This window comes from Pseudooceanicola profundi, assembly GCF_050897955.1.
Taxonomy (GTDB): domain Bacteria; phylum Pseudomonadota; class Alphaproteobacteria; order Rhodobacterales; family Rhodobacteraceae; genus Pseudooceanicola.
This window is the reverse complement of the sequence record NZ_JBPAXZ010000001.1, coordinates 807,106-824,268: the sequence shown is the minus strand read 5'-3', so window position 1 is coordinate 824,268 and position 17,163 is coordinate 807,106. Positions and strand designations below refer to the sequence as shown.

Genomic DNA, 17,163 nt, shown 5'->3' with positions numbered 1-17,163 from the left:
TGATAACAGGGGTATGAGCGACCGCGCCGTCGCGATTGCCGACAGGGTCGAAACCTTCGTGCGCGAGGTTGTGGCACCCTATGAGTCAGATCCGCGGCGGAGCTCGCACGGGCCCTCGGACGTGCTGGCCGTTCATCTGAAGGAAGAGGCGCGCAAGGCCGGCGTTCTGACACCGCATATCCCCGCGGACGGGGCGCATTTGACGCACCGGGAAACCGCCTGCGTGCTGATCCGGTCGGGCCTGTCACCGCTTGGCCCCGTGGCCTGCAACACTGCCGCGCCCGACGAGGGCAATATGTATCTGCTGGGCAAGGTGGGCTCGCCCGAGCTGAAGCGCCGGTTCCTCGATCCGATGGTGAAAGGTGCGATGCGGTCGGCGTTTTTCATGACCGAACCTTCGGAGGATGGGGGGGCCGGGTCTGACCCGTCGATGATGCAGACGACCTGCCACATGGACGGCAACCACTGGGTGATCAACGGCCGCAAGACCTATATCACCGGGGCCGACGGGGCCGGGCTGGGCATTGTCATGGCGAAATCGGCGGATGGCGCCTGCATGTTTCTGGTGGACCTGCCCGACCCGGCGATCCGGATCGAGCGTGTTCTGGATACGATCGACAGCTCCATGCCCGGCGGTCATTCCGTCGTGACCATCGACAATCTGCGCGTGCCTGCGGACCAGATGCTGGGCTTGTCCGGCGAGGGGTTCAAATACGCGCAGGTGCGGCTGTCACCGGCGCGGCTGACCCATTGCATGCGCTGGCTTGGCGCCTGTATCCGCGCCAATGAGATCGCCTCGGATTATGCCAACAGGCGGCATGCCTTTGGCAAACCTCTGGTGGATCACGAAGGTGTCGGTTTCATGCTGGCCGATAATCTGATCGACCTGAAACAGGCAGAGCTGATGATCTACTGGTGTGCCGATGTGCTGGATACCGGGGTGCTGGGAACCGCCGAAAGCTCCATGGCCAAGGTCGCGGTCTCAGAGGCGCTGATGCGTGTGGCCGATCGCTGCGTGCAGGTGATGGGCGGGCAGGGGGTGACCGCGGATACGATCGTCGAACAGGTGTTCCGCGAAATCCGCGCCTTCCGGATCTATGACGGGCCGACCGAGGTGCATAAATGGTCGCTTGCCAAAAAGATCAAGCGGGACTGGAAACAGGCGCAGCAGGGATAGGCCGCACGCGCCGGTCGGGCGGCTGACCGGCGCGCGCAGCCCATTGCGTCGTGTCCCGATACGCGGTAATCGGAACCTGCTTCGGTCCGGGCGTCTGACGTCCGGTGAAAAGGGAATGCGGTGAGGATTTCGATCCGATTCCGTGGCTGCCCCCGCAACTGTAAACGGAGAGCGAAGCCGGACCATGTCACTGTCCCCGCCATGCGGGACGGGAAGACCCGGCCAAGCCTTGACCCGCGAGCCAGGAGACCTGCCGAAGCCGATCACCTTGTCCGGACGCGGGGCGCGTTCGTGGCTGCGGACCTTTCCGTCGTGGTGGCATTTCGGGGCCGGCGGCGGGGGCATCTCCTTCCTTCGGTCAAAGCTATGGCCATGCGGGCCCGGGTACGGGCGCTGCGGGGAAGGAAAAGATATGAAACAGGTTTTCAGGGCCGCGCTTGCGGTCTCTTGCACGATTGCCGTGCCGGCACAGTCGCAAGATGTCATCGGGCTGGACCCGATCATCGTATCGGGTGGGCTGATCCCGGTCGAGGCCGCGCACTATGGCCGCGCCGCCACTGTCATCACTGGCCGGGAGATCGAAGAGCGTGGGATCCTCTCGGTACAGGAGGCGTTGCGCGCGCTGCCCGGGGTCGCCGTCAATGGCGCGGGTCACAGCAGCACTCAGGTGCGCATCCGCGGCGGCGAGGGCAATCACACCCTCATCCTGATCGACGGGGTCGAGGCCGCGGGCGGCGACGGGGAATATTTCCTGACCGGGCTGGAGACCGCCAATATCGACCGGATCGAGGTGCTGCGTGGGCCGCAGTCGGTCTATTACGGGTCCAACGCCTCTTCCGGGGTGGTCAATATCATCACCAGGAAGGCCAGCGGCGGGCTTCAGTACGGCGGCAGCGTGGAGGCCGGGTCGGGCTGGATGGCCTCCGGGTTTCTGGCCTATCGCGGCGACCGGGGCGGGGTGTCCTTCGGGCTCACCAAACGCGACGACAGGGGATATGATTATTCCGGCTCCGGCGGGGAAAAGGACGGGATCACCCGCTGGACGCTGAACCTGGCCGGCGATTACGCGCTGACAGAGGGGCTGACGCTGGGCTTCACCTATCGCAGGTCGGAGGAGCGGTTCGATTCCGATCTCAATTCCTACGTAGCGGCGACGGCAGACCAGTATGTGGTCGACGATCCGACTGCCTTTACCGACCGCGACGAGCAGACACTGCAGGTCTATGCCGACTATGCGACGCCGGGCGGCCGGCTGACGGGGCGGCTGTCTTATGAATATACACGCAATGAAGAGAGCAGCAGCCTCTACGCGCCGAGCGATACCGACAGCCGCGCGGCCAAGCTGCGGCTGAGCTACGGGCTGGACGGGGCCGTGGAGACCGCCGCGCATCTGGTGATCCTGATGGCAGAGAGGGAACGCGACAGCTCTGCCGCCAATCCGCTTTATGCCCGGTCGAACACCTCCTATGCGCTGGAATACCGGGGCAGTTTCGGCAGCGGGCTGGATGTGCAGGCCGGGGCGCGGTTCGATGACAATTCGGTCTTCGGCGACAGCGTGACATGGACCGTCGCCGGGTCCTACCAATTTGCCGGCGGGGTCCGGCTGCATGCCTCGGCCGGCACGGGCGTGGTCAATCCCAGTTATTTCGAGCTCTATGCCAACAGTTTCGGCTATGTCGGCAACCCGCGCCTCGATCCCGAGCGGAACCGGTCTTTTGACATCGGGGTGGAACTGCCCGTGGCCCAGGGGCGTGGCACGCTGGATGTGACCTATTTCAACGAAACGCTGACGGATGAGATCACGGCGATCAGCACCGGCCCCGGGACATACAGCTACATCAACCAGTCGGGCGACAGCGCCCGTCAGGGGGTAGAGGTCGCGGGCCGGATCGCGGCAGCCGAGGATCTGGATCTGCGGCTCAGCTATACCTATCTGGACGCGACGAACCCCGATGGCAGTGTCGAAATCCGGCGTCCCAGACATGAGCTCGGGCTGGGGGCGACGCTGCGCAGCTTTGGCGGGCGCGGGACGGTTTCGGCCGATGCGCGGTTCGTGTCCGGCAATTACGACAGCCAGTTCTTTGGCAGCTATGCCACGGCGCAACTGCCGGACTACTGGAAGGTGGATGTCGCGGCGACCTACCGGATCTCTTCCAATGTTCAGGTGAATGCCCGGGTCGAGAACCTGTTCGACAAGGTCTATTCGGACAGCTGGGGCTATGCCTCGCGCGGGCGGACCGTCTATGTCGGGCTGAGCTCCAGTTTCTGAGGCGACGGTGGTGGGAACAGGCAGATCGGTCAGGGTGGTGAAGGTGCGGGGGATGGGCGCAGCGATGGCCCTGACCCTGACATTGGTCATGGGTCTGACCGGGGCCGCCTCTAGCGACGGGCCGGGCGGTGCGGTGCCAGAGATTGGGCCAGAGATTGGGCCAGAGATTGAGACTGTGGCCGGACCTGTGACTGAGACTCTGACCGGGCCAGTGGATGCGGCAGTCCGTCCCGGGCGGGTGGTGTCCATCAATCTGTGCACCGATCAGCTGGCGATGATGCTGGCGGCGCCGGGGCAGCTGCTGTCGGTCAGCCATCTCGCCGCCGATCCGCAGAGCTCGGCCATGGCGGACAGGGCGGCGGGATATCAGCTGAACCGGGGCCGGGCAGAGGAGGTCTGGCTGATGCAGCCCGATCTGGTGCTGGCCGATGCCTTTACCGACCCGGCCACCGTGGCTTTGCTGCGCCGTCTGGGGCTCAACGTGGCGGTCACCGCCCCGGCCTATGGCATGGCCGATATTCCGGCGCGCCTGCGCGAGGTCGGCGTGGCGCTTGGCCGGGCGGAGGCGGCAGACCGGGCAGTGGCCGCATTCCAGACCCGGCTCGCCGCCCTGCGCGAGGAGGTGGCGCATCATCCCCGCGCCGCGCTCTACTACGCCAACGGCTATACATCCGGTGACAGCTCGCTTGCCGGAGAGATCATCGCCACCGCCGGCTTCGCCAATATAGCCGGCGAGGCGGGGGTGCCGGCGGGCGGCCATCTGCCGCTGGAGGTGCTGGCGCTGGCGGCGCCGGAGCTTGTCATCTCCGGCCGTCCCTACCCGGGCGGGTCGCGGTCGGAGGAGGTGCTGCATCATCCCGTTCTGACAGCCCTGCAGCGCCGTACTGCCGGGGCCGTGCACACCAGCGCCGACTGGGTCTGTGCCACGCCCCATGTGCTTGAGGCCATCGAAGAGATGCGGGAGACCCGCCGCCGGATGGAGCGCAGATGACCCGCCTGTTATCTGTTCTTCTGCCGCTGGTCGTCCTGCTCTGTCTGGGGTCGCTGGTCATCGGTCCGGCGCAGGTGGGCGTGTCGGAGAGCCTGCGCGCGCTGCTGGGCGGCGGCGATGGCCCGCTGGCCCTTGTGATGCGCGAAATTCGTCTGCCCCGGACGATCCTGGCTGCCAGCATAGGCGCCTCGCTGGGGCTGGCGGGGGCGGCCCTGCAGGGCTATCTGCGCAATCCGCTGGCCGAACCGGGGCTGATCGGCGTGTCGGGCGCGGCCGCTCTGGGCGCGGTGCTGGCGATCCAGACCGGGCTGGCGGCGGCGTTTTATCTGGCACTGCCACTGGCGGCGCTGGCGGGGGCGGTGCTGGCGGTTGTGCTGCTGCTGTCGCTGGCCGGACCGCGCGGCGGGGCGCTGACGCTGATCCTTGCCGGCGTCGCCCTGTCGGCCCTGACCGGGGCGCTGACCTCGCTGGTGCTGAACCTGTCGCCGAACCCCTTTGCCGCAAACGAGATCGTGTTCTGGATGATGGGATCGCTGGCGGACCGCTCGATGCTGCATGTCTGGCTGGCGCTGCCGGTCATGGCCATAGGCTGGGCATTGCTGCTGCCGCTCGCCCGCCCGCTGGAGGCGCTGACCCTGGGCGAGGATGCCGCCGCCGCCATGGGGGTCAATCTGGCGCGCCTTCGCTGGCAGGTGGTGCTGGGAACCGCCTGTGTCGTAGGCGCGGGCACCGCCGTGGCCGGTGTCATCGGCTTTATCGGGCTGGTTGTGCCGCATCTGCTGCGTCCGCTGGTGGGGGCGCGGCCCGGACCGCTGCTGATCGCCTCTGCTCTGGGCGGGGCGGCCATGCTGCTGGCGGCCGATATCGCGGTGCGCGTGGTGCTGCCCGGGCGCGATCTGAAACTGGGGGTGCTGACCGCGCTGGTGGGGGCGCCATTTTTCCTGCATCTGGTCTGGCGGACGGGGCGGATATCGGCATGAGCCTGTTTTCGGTGCAAAATCTTTCCGTGGCGCTGCGCGGCAGGGCGGTGTTGCGCGATGTCTCGCTCTCGGTCAGCGCGGGCGAAATGGTGGGGGTTATCGGGCCAAACGGGGCGGGCAAATCGACGCTGATGCGCGCGGCTCTGGGGCTGATCCCGTTCGAAGGCACCAGCCTGCTGGCCGGGATGACGGCCGCAGCGCGGGCCCGTCACGTCGCCTGGATGCCGCAATCGCGGGAGATTGCCTGGCCGGTCTCGGTGGAGGCGCTGGTCCGGCTGGGCCGCCTGCCGCATGGGCAGGGCGGAACCGTTGCCGATCGCAGGGCGGTAGAGGCTGCGCTTGATCGTATGCGCCTCGGCCCTCTGCGTCAGCGGACCGCGACCCGGCTGTCGGGCGGGGAACAGGCGCGGGCCCTGATCGCCCGGGCGCTGGCGCAGGAGACGCCGCTTCTGATGGCGGATGAGCCGACCGCAGGGCTCGACCCGGAACATCAGCTGGCCACGCTGGGCACGTTCCGGGCGCTGGCGCAGGGCGGACAGGGGGTGATCCTGTCGTTGCATGATCTGGGGCAGGCGGCGCGATTCTGCACCCGGCTGGTGCTGCTGGCAGAGGGCGGCGTCCTTGCCGACGGGCCCCCTGCAGAGGTGCTGACCCGGGATCGGATCGCCCGGGCGTTCCGCATCCGGGCCTTTCATGCCGAGACACCGGAGGGTCCGGTGTTTCAGCCCACAGGCGTGATCCGCTAGCCGCTATTCCGCCGCAACGGCATCGCTGTCGCCGGGGCGGTAGTTCAGGATCGGGGCCAGCCAGCGCTCGGCCTCCTCGATCTCCATCCCCTTGCGGGCGGCATAATCGGCGACCTGATCGCGTTCGACCTTGGCGACACCAAAGTAATATGCTTCGGGATGCGCGATATAGAGCCCGGAGACCGAGGCGCCCGGCCACATCGCCATGCTGTCCGTCAGCTCCACCCCGGTGTGGTCCGTCGCCTTCAGCAGGTCAAACAGCGTGCGTTTTTCGGTGTGGTCAGGCTGGGCGGGATAGCCCGGCGCGGGGCGGATGCCGCGATAGGGTTCGCCGATCAGCGCCTGCGGGTCGAAATCTTCTTCCGCGGCATAGCCCCAGTGATCGCGGCGGACCCGTTCATGCAGCATCTCGGCCATGGCCTCCGCCACGCGGTCGGCCAGCGCCTTGACCATGATGGCGCTGTAATCATCCCCGGCCTTTTCGAAATCTTCGGCGATCTTGATCTCTTCGGGGCCGGCCGTCACGACAAAGCCGCCCACCCAGTCGGGCGTGCCTTCCGGGGCGACGAAATCGGCCAGTGCGAGGTTGGGGCTGTCCTTGCGTTTGGCGCTCTGCTGGCGGAGCGTGTGCAGGCTGGCCAGCGGCGCCGTCCGGCTGTCATCGGCAAAGAGCCGGATGTCGTCGCCGTCACGATTGGCCGGCCAGAAGCCCACAACCGCGCGGGGGACAAACCATTTCTCCCCGATGATCCGCTGCAACATGGCCTGCGCGTCATTGTAGAGGTTGCGCGCGGCCTCGCCGTATTTTGCGTCCTCAAGAATGCGCGGATAGACGCCCTTGAGCTCCCAGGTCTGGAAGAACGGGGTCCAGTCGATATAGCGCGCGATCTCGGCCAGGTCCCAGTTGTCGATCACCTTGGGCCCGGTGAATTTGGGCGCAGGGACGGCGTAATCGGTCCAGTCGATCTGAAACGCATTGGCGCGGGCGGCGGCCAGCGGCAGGCGGCTCTTGGCACGTTCGGCGCGTTCGTGACGGTCGGACACTTCCGAGTATTCGGCGCGGATGCCGTCGATATAGCTCTGCTTGTTGGTCTTCGACAGAAGCGAGGATACAACGCCCACGGCCCGGCTGGCATCGGTGACGTAGATCGCCTGACTTTTCTGATAGCGCGGCGCGATCTTGACGGCCGTATGCACCTTGGAGGTCGTGGCGCCCCCGATCAGTAGCGGCGTGTCAAAGCCCTCCCGCTCCAGTTCCGCGGCAAGGTGCACCATTTCATCCAGCGAGGGCGTGATCAGACCCGACAGGCCGATAATATCGACCTTGTGGGCCTTCGCCTCTTCCAGGATCTTCTGCGGCGGCACCATGACGCCCAGATCGATGATTTCGTAATTGTTGCAGGCCAGGACGACGCCGACGATGTTCTTGCCGATGTCATGCACATCGCCCTTCACGGTGGCCATCAGGATGCGACCGGCGCTGTCGCGGCTGCCGGCGGCTTCGGCCTCCATATAGGGCAGCAGCACGGCGACGGCCTGTTTCATGACGCGGGCGGATTTGACCACCTGCGGCAGGAACATCTTGCCGGCGCCGAACAGATCGCCGACCACGTTCATCCCGGCCATCAACGGGCCCTCGATCACGTCGAGCGGCTTTTCGGCGGCCAGCCGCGCGGCCTCTGTATCCTCGTCGACAAATTCGGTGATGCCATTGACCAGCGCATGTTCCAGCCGCTTTTCGACGGGCCAGTCGCGCCAGGCCAGATCGCGGACCTTTGCCTCGCGCTTGTCGCCCTTGAAGCGCTCGGCGATCTCCAGCAGGTTCTCGGTCGCGTTGCCGCCATTCGCAGGCACACGGTTCAGAACGACGTCCTCACAGGCCTCGCGCAGGTCGGCGTCGATCTGATCATAGACCGCCAGCTGCCCGGCGTTGACGATCCCCATGTCCATGCCGACCTTGATCGCATGATAGAGGAACACCGCATGCATCGCCTCGCGCACGGGGTCGTTGCCGCGGAAGCTGAAGGACAGGTTGGAGACGCCGCCCGAGACATGGGCATGCGGCAGGTTTTCCCGGATCCACCGGGTCGCGTTGATGAAATCCACGCCGTAATTGTCGTGCTCTTCGATGCCGGTGGCGACGGCAAAGACATTGGGGTCAAAGATGATGTCTTCGGGCGGGAAGCCCACCTTTTCTGTCAGCACCTTATAGGCGCGTTGGCAGATCTCGATCTTGCGGTCATAGCTGTCGGCCTGACCGTCTTCGTCAAAGGCCATGACGACAACCGCCGCGCCATAGGCGAGGCAGAGAGAGGCATGGTGGATAAACGCCTCTTCTCCCTCTTTCAGAGAGATCGAGTTCACCACGGGCTTGCCCTGGACGCATTTCAGGCCCGCTTCGATCACCTCCCATTTGGAGCTGTCGATCATGACGGGCACGCGGGCGATATCGGGTTCAGCGGCGATCAGGTTCAGAAACTCGATCATCGCCTGTTTGGAATCGATCAGCCCCTCATCCATGTTGACGTCGATGATCTGGGCGCCGTTTTCCACCTGATCCCGCGCCACGTCCAGCGCGGCGGCATAGTCGCGGTTGGTGATCAGCTTGCGGAACCGGGCCGAGCCGGTGACGTTTGTCCGTTCGCCCACGTTCACAAAGGGGATGTCGGAGGTCAGAACAAATGGTTCCAGACCCGAGAGGCGCAGCAGAGGCTCAGGCATCGGCGGTCTCCTTCACCTTGCGGGGGGCGTGGCCGGACAGCCGGTCGGCAATGGCGCGGATATGGTCGGGGGTGGTGCCGCAGCACCCGCCCGCGATATTGATCAGCCCCTCTTTGGCAAAGACCTCGACCAGACCGGCGGTTTCGTCGGGGGTCTGATCGTACTGACCAAAGGCATTGGGCAGGCCGGCGTTGGGATAGGCGCAGATCAATGTCTCGGCCACGCCGGACAATTCGCTCAGATGCGGGCGCATGGCATCGGCCCCAAGCGCGCAGTTCAGCCCGACGGTAAAGGGGCGGGCATGGCGCACCGAATGCCAGAAGGCGGTTGGCGTCTGCCCCGACAGCGTCCGGCCGGAGGCATCGGTGATGGTGCCGGAAATCATGATTGGCAGGCGCTTGCCCGCGCGGGTGAAGGCCTCGAAGGCGGCAAAGATCGCCGCCTTGGCGTTCAGCGTGTCAAAGATCGTCTCGATCAGGATCAGGTCGGATCCGCCCGCAATCAGCCCGTCGATCTGCTGGCCATAGGCGGTGCGCAGGTCGTCGAAGGTCACGGCGCGAAAGCCCGGGTCATTCACATCCGGGCTGATCGAGGCGGTGCGGTTCGTCGGCCCCACGGCGCCCGCCACATATCGCGGCCGGCCGTCCTGAGCCGTGGCGCGGTCGGCGGCGCGGCGGGCGATCTGTGCTCCGGCCAGGTTCAGATCATGTACCGCGCTCTCCAGCCCATAATCCGCCTGCGCAATCGTGGTCGAGGAAAAGGTATTGGTTTCAAGGATATCCGCCCCGGCCAGGGCGAAGTCCAGCTGGATATCCTCGACCGCCTGCGGCTGGGTCAGGACCAGCAGGTCATTGTTGCCCTTCTGCGGGTGATCCGAATGATGCCGGCAGCCGGGGCCGTGGATATGCCCCCGGGCGGAAAAATCCTCTTCGGTCATGTTGAGCGTCTGGATCATCGTGCCCATGGCACCGTCGAGGATGAGGATCCTGTCGCGCGTTGCGGCCTGCAGCTCTGCGAAGCGTTCCGATACCGGAAGCGATAACGTGTTCATGTACAACCTGTGGTCTGGAGTGGCCGGGGTAGCGCATTCCGGGTGCCGTGATCAAATTCATAACTTTCGTGATGAATATGAATTTCATTCAACTCAGCGCAGTTTGATGCCTCCGGCCGGTCCTGCTATGACCGCCGGAATGAGGCGACACATCCGGGCAAGGGCCCGGCCTTGTCGTCCGCAAAGTAGCAACACCCGCGACAGGCGGCCAAGGACGGACAAGCCGGATGCGCGATCCTGCGGACATGCCAATGAAACATGGGATTTCCAGTATCCGAGCGGCGGCGCGTCTGTCCGTCGCCCCGATGATGGACTGGACCGACCGGCATTGCCGCTATCTGCACCGGCTGCTGTCGCGGGACACGCTGCTTTATACGGAAATGGTAACGGCTCCGGCGCTGGTGCGCGGGGGGGCGACCCATCTGCTCGATTTCTCGGAGGAGGAACACCCGGTCGCACTGCAGCTTGGCGGCTCGGACCCGGCGGAACTGGCACAGGCCGCCCGGATCGGCGCGGCGGCGGGGTATGACGAGATCAACCTGAACTGCGGCTGCCCGTCCGACAGGGTTCAGTCCGGCACCTTTGGCGCCATATTGATGACCGATCCGGCACGGGTGGCCGACTGCGTTGCGGCCATGCGGGCGGCGGTCGATGTCGAGGTCACGGTCAAATGCCGTATCGGTGTGGACGACCAGATCCCCGAAGCTATCCTGCCGGAGTTCCTCTCCCGGGTCGGCGCCGCCGGCTGCGAGCGGTTCACCATTCATGCGCGGAAGGCCTGGCTTCAGGGGCTCTCGCCCAAAGAGAACCGGGAAATTCCGCCATTGGATTATGCGCTTGTCCAGAAGATGCGCGGCATGTTCGGCGGGCTTCATCTGTCGGTGAACGGCGGTATCACATCGCTCGATCAGGCGGAGGCATTTCTGGATGCGGGGCTCGACGGGGTCATGGTCGGCCGCGCCGCCTATCATGATCCGGTGTCCATTCTGGCGCAGGCCGACCGGCGGATCTTCGGCCGGGCGGACCGCGGGGATGGCGATCCGGTCGCGGTCGCGCAGGCCATGCAGCCTTATATCGAGGCGCATCTGTCCGGGGGCGGCCGGCTGGGGCAGGTGACCCGCCATATGCTGGGCCTCTTTGCCGGACGTCCCGGGGCGCGGCACTGGCGCCGGGTGCTGTCCGAAGGGGCGCATCTGCCCGGGGCGGGGCCCGAACTGGTGGATCGTGCTCTGGCGGCCGTGACCGGTCAGCCCGCATGAGACTGTCGCAAATGTGCGACATGTCGCATCCCGGGGGCCGGATGGTCGCTTCCTGTCTCCGCAGGCCGGACAATTCGTGCCATGTCACACCTGCCGACGGGTGCTGCCCCGGCCTTTCCATCTGCCCGGCGCCCTGACGCCGTGCTCTCAGACCGGAGACCCCGTTTATGTCATCCTATGTCCTGACCGTTTCCTGCCCGACCGGGCGCGGCATTGTTGCCGGCGTCGCGGGCTTCCTCGCCCGGAACGGTTGCAATATCACCGCCTCCTCCCAGTTCGATGATCAGGAGACCGGGCGCTTCTTCATGCGGACCCGGTTCGTCTCGGAAGAGGGCGCCACGCAACAGGCGCTGGAAGACGGGTTTGCCGAGATCGCGGCGGCCTTCGGAATGGATTACGCCTTTCATGACGAAGCCCAGAAGATGAAGGTGCTGATCATGGTCTCGCGGTTCGGCCACTGCCTGAACGATCTGCTTTACCGCTGGCGGATCGGCGCCCTGCCGATCGATATCGTGGGCGTGGTGTCGAACCATATGGATTATCAGAAAGTGGTGGTGAACCACGACCTGCCGTTCCACCACGTGAAAGTGACGCGGGAAAACAAGCCCGAGGCCGAGGCGAAGCTGCTGGACATCGTCGAGGAGTCAGAGGCAGAGCTGGTCGTCCTCGCGCGCTACATGCAGGTGCTGTCGGATGCGCTGTGTCAGAAAATGTCGGGCCGGATCATCAATATCCACCATTCCTTCCTGCCCTCCTTTAAAGGGGCAAACCCCTATAAACAAGCCTATGAGCGTGGGGTGAAACTGATCGGGGCCACCGCACATTACGTGACCGCCGATCTGGACGAGGGCCCGATCATCGAACAGGACACGGTGCGGGTGACCCATGCGCAGAGCCCGTCGGACTATGTCTCACTCGGACGGGATGTGGAGGCGTCGGTACTGTCGCGGGCGATCCATGCCCATGCGCATCATCGCGCCTTCCTCAATGGCAATAAGACCGTGGTTTTCGAGGCCTCTCCCGGGTCCTACGTCAGCGACCGGATGGGCTGACCGGACAGGGGGGCGTTGCCCCCCACCGCCTGCGGCGGCCCCCCCAGGATATTTGACGACCAGAGAAGGGGCAGGCCGCGCCCCTGTCTTCTCTGGTCGAAAAATATCCTCGGGGGGAGACAAAGCTTGCTTTGTCGTGGGGGGCAGACAGCCCCCCTGCAACGCATCACTCCTGCGAGACCGTCCGGGCAGGGCGAAGAACGGCCCAGCCCAGGCCCGCTGTCATGAGCCCGCAGAGACCGATTGCGAGGAGCATCGGCGTTGCGGTCGCGTCGAAAAACGGACCTATCGCAACGATCATCAGCCCGCCCGTCACCATCTGGAGCGTCCCGCCCAGTGAGGAGGCAAGGCCGGCAATATCGCCGTGGTCTTCGAGCGCCAGCACCATTGTTGTCGGGATGACCAGGCCCAGGAAAGCATTGGCGATCAGCAATCCGGCCACGATCACCGGAAAACTGGCCAGCCCGGCGAGCGCGATCACGCAAAGCAGAGCGGTGGTCGCGGCGAAGCCCGTCGCTCCGATCAGCACCAGCCGGCGGATGCCGATGCGCTGGCCCAGCGGCGCGGCCGCCTGCGAGGCTCCGAAAAAACCCACAGCGTTGATCGCAAAGGCGATAGAGAACCCCGTCGGGCTGAGGCCGAACTGACGGACATAGACGAAGCTGGCAGAGGCGATGAACACAAAGAAGCTGGCCATGCCGAACCCGCCCAGAAAGGTCAGCCCCATGAAGGTCGGATCGCGCAGGAGGCGCCGGGCGGCCGCAAGGAGAGGTGTGAGCCGGGCGGGCTGGCGCTGCGTATTTGGCAGGGTTTCGGGCAGAAGGAAAAGGCACAGCGCCACCGCCGCCAGCGACACGACAAGCAGGAGGACGAATATCATCCGCCAGCCGGACAGGGCGATGACCGCAGACCCGGCCAGCGGTGCCAGCATCGGCGAGACAGATATAACCAGCATGATCATCGCCATGAGCTTTGTGGCCTCATTGCCGGTATATCTGTCGCGGATGACGGCGCGGGGCACTACCATCAGGGCGGCGCCTCCCAGCCCCTGAAGAAAGCGCCATCCGGCGAGCGACATCACCGAGCCAGCCGAGGCGGCGCCCAGCGATCCTGCCGCAAAGATCAGCAATCCGATGACAAGCGGGCGTTTGCGGCCCGCGGCATCCGCCATCGGGCCATAGATCAGCTGAGCCACCCCAAAGGCGATGAAATAGGCCGTCAGGGTGATCTGGGTGGCGGCCTCGCTCGCGCCGAGGTCCGACGCAAGGCGGGGCAGCGCCGGCAGATACATGTCGATGGCAAAAGGCCCGACTGCTGACAGCAGGCCGAGGATCAGGGCAAGGCGGAACATCGTATCTCCGGGGATGCGGCGGCCCGGTTTGGTTAGGCGCAGGGGACCAGCCGGTCAATCTGCAATGCTGCAACTGCGGGGCGTGGGTTTGCGGACAGGACTGGCCGCACAGATCGGATCAGGGCGGATTTCCGGGCATTGAGCGGGCGTGGCCGGAGATGGTTCCGTCGCCGCTTGATTGTTATTTTGCAACATTGCGGGGCGTGACGCGGCGATTGTTTCCAAAAATGTGTCAATAATCCGGCTGTTCCGCCTGAATGCGTATTTTTTCTGCCACTGCAACGTCAGGTTGCTGCCCTAACCGGGACGCAATTGCGTGCAAAACAGATTGCATCACGGAAAAAGGCCCGGATCATGATCGAACTGCTTGTTGTCATTGCCATTGCAACCATCGGCGTCGTCTACACCTCCTCTACCGGAGAGGAAGAAAGCCGGGCCATGGCGGAAAAGACCGCCAAGGATGCGTTGAACGAAGCCGAGGATCAATCGGGGCTCGGCGTTCTGGGGATCGACGTAGTCGCGCGCAAGGCAAAGGCCATCCTGCGGCTGAAGGATGGCAAGGTCAGCGCCTCTGTTCTGGCCCAGCGGCCGCGTCGCGCGCCCAAGTCCGAAGAGCAGGCGGCATCGGCGGCGGAGCCTGATCCGGAGGAGCTCAAACCCCTGCAGGATCTGTCCAAAGGTCGCCGCAATGCCCTGCGCAATGCCAGCCCGGCGGCGCAGGACCCGGTCGCGCCTGACGCGCAGGTCGAAGACGACCACGTCGCGAATGCAGAGGATCTGACACCGGAACCGGTTATCGCGGCTGCCGAGGCGGCTGCTCCGGCGGCGGCGGCTGAGGAGAGCCGTCCGCCTGCCACGGCCCCGGCGGCGGCGCACCATGAGGAGGCGTCACCAGCGCCGGTGCGTCCCCGCCGGACCGGCCCATCTGCGCCGTCTGCCGCGCGGACCGCGGCTCTCGATACATCCAAGGCGCCGGTTGTGGAGGAGTTCGACCCCGAGCTCGACGAAATCGTTATCGGCTATCGTCCGGGTGAGGCCGGCAATGGCCGGATTGGCATCATGGAAGACCCGCAGCGGCCCGGCTCTGCCGCCGTGACACTGGGCGGGCGTTGCGTGGCCGTGGTGCTGGGTGCGCATGGTAAGGTCATGGCACATCATATCGAGCTGGTCTGCGAGGAAGGCGATATCGCCGCCTGACCCGCACCCTTTCAGCTTTCCCCCGAAGACCGGCGGCCCTGCCTTCCAGCACGGCCGCCGCGTCGCTTTGCGATCTGCGGTTTGCGCGCGGGCAGCTCTGCCATGATGCTGCGGCGTTCCTCAGGCGAGAGGCGGCCCCAGGCGGTGATCTCGTCGATGGAGCGCAGGCAGCCGGTGCAGAGCCGCGCCTCCGGATGGATGACGCAGATCTTGATGCAGGGGCTTTCGGGTTCGGCCCGTGTCCAGATATCGTCGGTCATGACGCCCCTCGCAGATGGCGCAGCCGGTCCAGCGCGCCTTGCAGGATATAGCCCGCCGCGACATGGTCGATGACCTCTGCCCGGCGGCGGCGGGAGGTGTCGGCCTCCAGCAGCGCACGTTCGGCGGCCACGGTCGACAGGCGTTCGTCCCAGAAGGTGATCGGCAGATCGGCAAAGGCGGGCAGGCGGGCGAGGTTGCGGGCAAAGGCGCGGGTGGCCTGGCAGCGCGGGCCCTCTGTCCCGTCCATATTGCGCGGCAGGCCAAGGACCAGACCGCCGATCATGCGGGATTTGATCATCGCCTCCAGTGCCGTTGCATCCTGGGTGAATTTCTTGCCCCTGCGGACCGTATCTAGCGGGGTGGCTACCGACTGGAAGGTGTCGGAGACAGCGACGCCGATGGTCTTGTCGCCATAGTCGAGGCCCGCGAGCGCCTGCATCGGTTTTATCGCGGCGGCGAAATCGGCGATCTCTTCGTGGATCATTCGCTGGCCTCCGGGGCGGGCGCGTCTTGGGGGAGGGAGGCGGCGGCGTCCTCGATCTGCGCCAGCGCCTCCGGCACGGCAGCAAAGACCTGGCGCGCCTCATCGGCAATCGCGCGGGCGCGGGTGACCTCGCCCAGCACGCCATAGGCGCGGATGAGCCGCGCCCATTCCTCGGGCGATCCGCCCTGTGTCGCCAGACGTTCGGAGAGGCGGGAGACCATGCCGCGGATCATCTCCTGCCGGTCCTCCGCCGTCATGTCCTGCGCATTGGCGACATCTTCGGCCGTCGGTCCGGCAAGGCTTTCTGCGGGGCGGGGCTGTTCGTATTCCACACCGGCAAGGCGCGCCGCCTCGTCGATCTGGGCGCGGATCGGCGGGATCCAGGGGCTGTCCTCCGGCCCGGCGCGCAGCAGCTGATCCCAGAGGCGGAAAGCAATGTCGGGGCGGTCGTTCTGGCGCAGCATCAGCCCCATGTAATATTTCGCGGCGCCGTTCTCGGGGTCACGGGCGAGGGCGGCACGCAGGGCATTTTCCGCCTCCGGCGAGACATAGCCGCCAGCGGCGAGGATCTGCAGGTCGGCATAGGTGAGGTAATCGTCGGAGGTGGCCTCCGCCCCTTTGATACGCAGGATATTCTCTGCCGCCGTATAGGCCGCCTTGTAATTGCCAAGCGCGGCCTCGTTGCGGGCCAGCAGCTCCTGCCCCTGCAGATCGTCGGGGCGTTCGGCGGTGGCGTCGCGCAGGCGCTGGATCAGGGCCTCATATTCCGGGCCGGGGGTGGCGCCCTGTGGTTCGAGCAGGCCCGCAGGCACGGCATTTTCGGCCTGGGCCTGATCGGGGCGGGTTTCCCGGCGGGTTTTGGCGGCGGCCAGACGGTCCTCCAGTGCCATATCCTGATAGCCGGGCACACCGATCCGGGCATAAAGCGCGAGTGAGCCGCCGACAATCAGCAGCCCCAGCACCGCCATCAGATAGGGGCGCAGCCGGGTCGGTTCGCTGGTCGCGGCGGTGGCGGAGGCGCGGGTATCGGCAGCAATCAGGCGACGGGCGATTTCCGCGCGCAGGCGCTCGGCCTCATCCGGGGCGATGGTGCCCCGGGCGGCATCCTTTTCGACCTCACGCAGCTGGTTGCGGTAGACAAGCATGTCGGGCGCGCCGTCGGCCTCGGGCGCCGCACTGCGCGCGCGCCAGACGGCGAGGCCAATCAGGGCGGCGACGGCCAGCGACATCAGCGCGGGAATGGTCCATTCGAGCATCGTTTACTCCTCCGGACCCGTCTAGCGGGGGGCGCGGCGTCGCAAAAGGGCAAATCTCTGTGACATGGGGGCGCGGGGGCGTGCGACGTTCATTCATCGAAGCACGGAGATCTTGTCCCCGCATCGAACTGAACACCCGCCCGGCGGCACGCCGGGCTGCGCCGACCCGCCCCCACGGGGCGGCGCAGCCCTTCGTTTTGACCATCCCCCCTTGTCGCATCATGCAGGGGAGCGATCTGACAGCGCTACCCCTGACACCCCCTCCCAACCCTCTGCCTTGATTTCAGGCGCCAGCCTTGATCCATTACCGGCAATCACCAGACCCGTGCGTCTCTGCCGCACCTGCAAAATGCCGCTTGTCGTGATCG

At 65.8% G+C, this 17,163-nt stretch carries 14 protein-coding genes and 1 riboswitch; of the genes, 8 read left to right on the top strand and 6 right to left on the bottom strand.

Annotated features, from left to right (window positions below; genetic code table 11):
• The first annotated feature begins 13 nt into the window (after positions 1–13).
• From ACRARG_RS04005 to ACRARG_RS03985, 5 genes are all read left to right on the top strand, one after another.
• Positions 14–1,177 (top strand): acyl-CoA dehydrogenase family protein, encoded by a 1,164-nt coding sequence (locus ACRARG_RS04005; protein ID WP_432688685.1) that lies wholly within the window; start codon positions 14–16, stop codon positions 1,175–1,177.
• 65 nt (positions 1,178–1,242) lie between these two features.
• Positions 1,243–1,449, top strand: a riboswitch (cobalamin riboswitch).
• Positions 1,450–1,589: 140 nt separating this feature from the next.
• Positions 1,590–3,446: a TonB-dependent receptor plug domain-containing protein gene (locus tag ACRARG_RS04000; RefSeq protein WP_432688684.1), complete on the top strand. Its 1,857-nt coding sequence runs from the start codon at positions 1,590–1,592 to the stop codon at positions 3,444–3,446.
• Positions 3,447–3,498: 52 nt separating this feature from the next.
• Complete coding sequence (locus tag ACRARG_RS03995; protein ID WP_432688683.1) at positions 3,499–4,437, top strand: ABC transporter substrate-binding protein; 939 nt, start codon at positions 3,499–3,501, stop codon at positions 4,435–4,437.
• Complete coding sequence (locus ACRARG_RS03990; protein ID WP_432688682.1) at positions 4,434–5,417, top strand: FecCD family ABC transporter permease; 984 nt, start codon at positions 4,434–4,436, stop codon at positions 5,415–5,417. Before ACRARG_RS03995 ends, ACRARG_RS03990 begins: the two co-directional genes overlap by 4 nt.
• Positions 5,414–6,163 (top strand): ABC transporter ATP-binding protein, encoded by a 750-nt coding sequence (locus tag ACRARG_RS03985; protein ID WP_432688681.1) that lies wholly within the window; start codon positions 5,414–5,416, stop codon positions 6,161–6,163. The genes ACRARG_RS03990 and ACRARG_RS03985 overlap by 4 nt, the downstream gene beginning before the upstream one ends.
• Positions 6,164–6,166: 3 nt before the next feature.
• On the opposite strand, the gene metH is transcribed toward ACRARG_RS03985, so the two are convergent.
• Together metH and ACRARG_RS03975 are read right to left on the bottom strand one after the other, a co-directional pair.
• A complete protein-coding gene (gene metH / locus ACRARG_RS03980; RefSeq protein WP_432688680.1) occupies positions 6,167–8,884 on the bottom strand; it encodes a methionine synthase in 2,718 nt (905 codons plus the stop codon).
• Entirely contained in the window at positions 8,877–9,935 is a 1,059-nt protein-coding gene (locus tag ACRARG_RS03975) for a homocysteine S-methyltransferase family protein (RefSeq protein WP_432688679.1), read from the bottom strand. Before ACRARG_RS03975 ends, metH begins: the two co-directional genes overlap by 8 nt.
• A gap of 227 nt (positions 9,936–10,162) precedes the next feature.
• Here ACRARG_RS03975 and dusA point away from each other — a divergent pair, with 227 nt between their 5' ends.
• A complete protein-coding gene (gene dusA / locus ACRARG_RS03970; RefSeq protein WP_432688678.1) occupies positions 10,163–11,194 on the top strand; it encodes a tRNA dihydrouridine(20/20a) synthase DusA in 1,032 nt (343 codons plus the stop codon).
• A 167-nt stretch (positions 11,195–11,361) separates the two neighbouring features.
• Positions 11,362–12,246 carry a formyltetrahydrofolate deformylase gene (gene purU / locus ACRARG_RS03965; RefSeq protein WP_432688677.1) on the top strand — a complete coding sequence of 295 codons (885 nt, stop codon included), beginning with the start codon at positions 11,362–11,364 and terminating at the stop codon, positions 12,244–12,246.
• A gap of 166 nt (positions 12,247–12,412) precedes the next feature.
• Here purU and ACRARG_RS03960 read toward each other — a convergent pair whose 3' ends face one another.
• The gene (locus tag ACRARG_RS03960; RefSeq protein ID WP_432688676.1) at positions 12,413–13,597 is read right to left on the bottom strand and encodes a multidrug effflux MFS transporter; all 1,185 of its coding nucleotides are present in this window, start codon (positions 13,595–13,597) and stop codon (positions 12,413–12,415) included.
• A 354-nt stretch (positions 13,598–13,951) separates the two neighbouring features.
• Between ACRARG_RS03960 and ACRARG_RS03955 the strand changes: the two genes are divergently transcribed.
• On the top strand, positions 13,952–14,794 hold the full coding sequence (locus ACRARG_RS03955) for a hypothetical protein (RefSeq protein ID WP_432688675.1): 843 nt from the start codon (positions 13,952–13,954) through the stop codon (positions 14,792–14,794).
• 11 nt (positions 14,795–14,805) lie between these two features.
• Here the strand turns inward: ACRARG_RS03955 and ACRARG_RS03950 are convergent, their stop codons facing one another.
• The 3 genes from ACRARG_RS03950 to ccmI are packed head-to-tail and all read right to left on the bottom strand — an operon-like array spanning position 14,806 to position 16,795.
• A complete protein-coding gene (locus ACRARG_RS03950) occupies positions 14,806–15,054 on the bottom strand; it encodes a DUF1289 domain-containing protein (protein WP_432688674.1) in 249 nt (82 codons plus the stop codon).
• The gene (gene ruvX / locus ACRARG_RS03945; protein ID WP_432688673.1) at positions 15,051–15,539 is read right to left on the bottom strand and encodes a Holliday junction resolvase RuvX; all 489 of its coding nucleotides are present in this window, start codon (positions 15,537–15,539) and stop codon (positions 15,051–15,053) included. Before ruvX ends, ACRARG_RS03950 begins: the two co-directional genes overlap by 4 nt.
• The gene (gene ccmI / locus ACRARG_RS03940; RefSeq protein ID WP_432688672.1) at positions 15,536–16,795 is read right to left on the bottom strand and encodes a c-type cytochrome biogenesis protein CcmI; all 1,260 of its coding nucleotides are present in this window, start codon (positions 16,793–16,795) and stop codon (positions 15,536–15,538) included. Before ccmI ends, ruvX begins: the two co-directional genes overlap by 4 nt.
• Positions 16,796–17,163: the final 368 nt, after the last annotated feature.

Coding starts and splice junctions, on each gene's coding strand:
- ACRARG_RS04005 (WP_432688685.1), top strand. CDS start 14: ATGAGCGACCGCGCCGTCGCGATTGCCGACAGGGTCGAAACCTTCGTG.
- ACRARG_RS04000 (WP_432688684.1), top strand. CDS start 1,590: ATGAAACAGGTTTTCAGGGCCGCGCTTGCGGTCTCTTGCACGATTGCC.
- ACRARG_RS03995 (WP_432688683.1), top strand. CDS start 3,499: ATGGGCGCAGCGATGGCCCTGACCCTGACATTGGTCATGGGTCTGACC.
- ACRARG_RS03990 (WP_432688682.1), top strand. CDS start 4,434: ATGACCCGCCTGTTATCTGTTCTTCTGCCGCTGGTCGTCCTGCTCTGT.
- ACRARG_RS03985 (WP_432688681.1), top strand. CDS start 5,414: ATGAGCCTGTTTTCGGTGCAAAATCTTTCCGTGGCGCTGCGCGGCAGG.
- metH (WP_432688680.1), bottom strand. CDS start 8,884: ATGCCTGAGCCTCTGCTGCGCCTCTCGGGTCTGGAACCATTTGTTCTG.
- ACRARG_RS03975 (WP_432688679.1), bottom strand. CDS start 9,935: ATGAACACGTTATCGCTTCCGGTATCGGAACGCTTCGCAGAGCTGCAG.
- dusA (WP_432688678.1), top strand. CDS start 10,163: ATGCGCGATCCTGCGGACATGCCAATGAAACATGGGATTTCCAGTATC.
- purU (WP_432688677.1), top strand. CDS start 11,362: ATGTCATCCTATGTCCTGACCGTTTCCTGCCCGACCGGGCGCGGCATT.
- ACRARG_RS03960 (WP_432688676.1), bottom strand. CDS start 13,597: ATGTTCCGCCTTGCCCTGATCCTCGGCCTGCTGTCAGCAGTCGGGCCT.
- ACRARG_RS03955 (WP_432688675.1), top strand. CDS start 13,952: ATGATCGAACTGCTTGTTGTCATTGCCATTGCAACCATCGGCGTCGTC.
- ACRARG_RS03950 (WP_432688674.1), bottom strand. CDS start 15,054: ATGACCGACGATATCTGGACACGGGCCGAACCCGAAAGCCCCTGCATC.
- ruvX (WP_432688673.1), bottom strand. CDS start 15,539: ATGATCCACGAAGAGATCGCCGATTTCGCCGCCGCGATAAAACCGATG.
- ccmI (WP_432688672.1), bottom strand. CDS start 16,795: ATGCTCGAATGGACCATTCCCGCGCTGATGTCGCTGGCCGTCGCCGCC.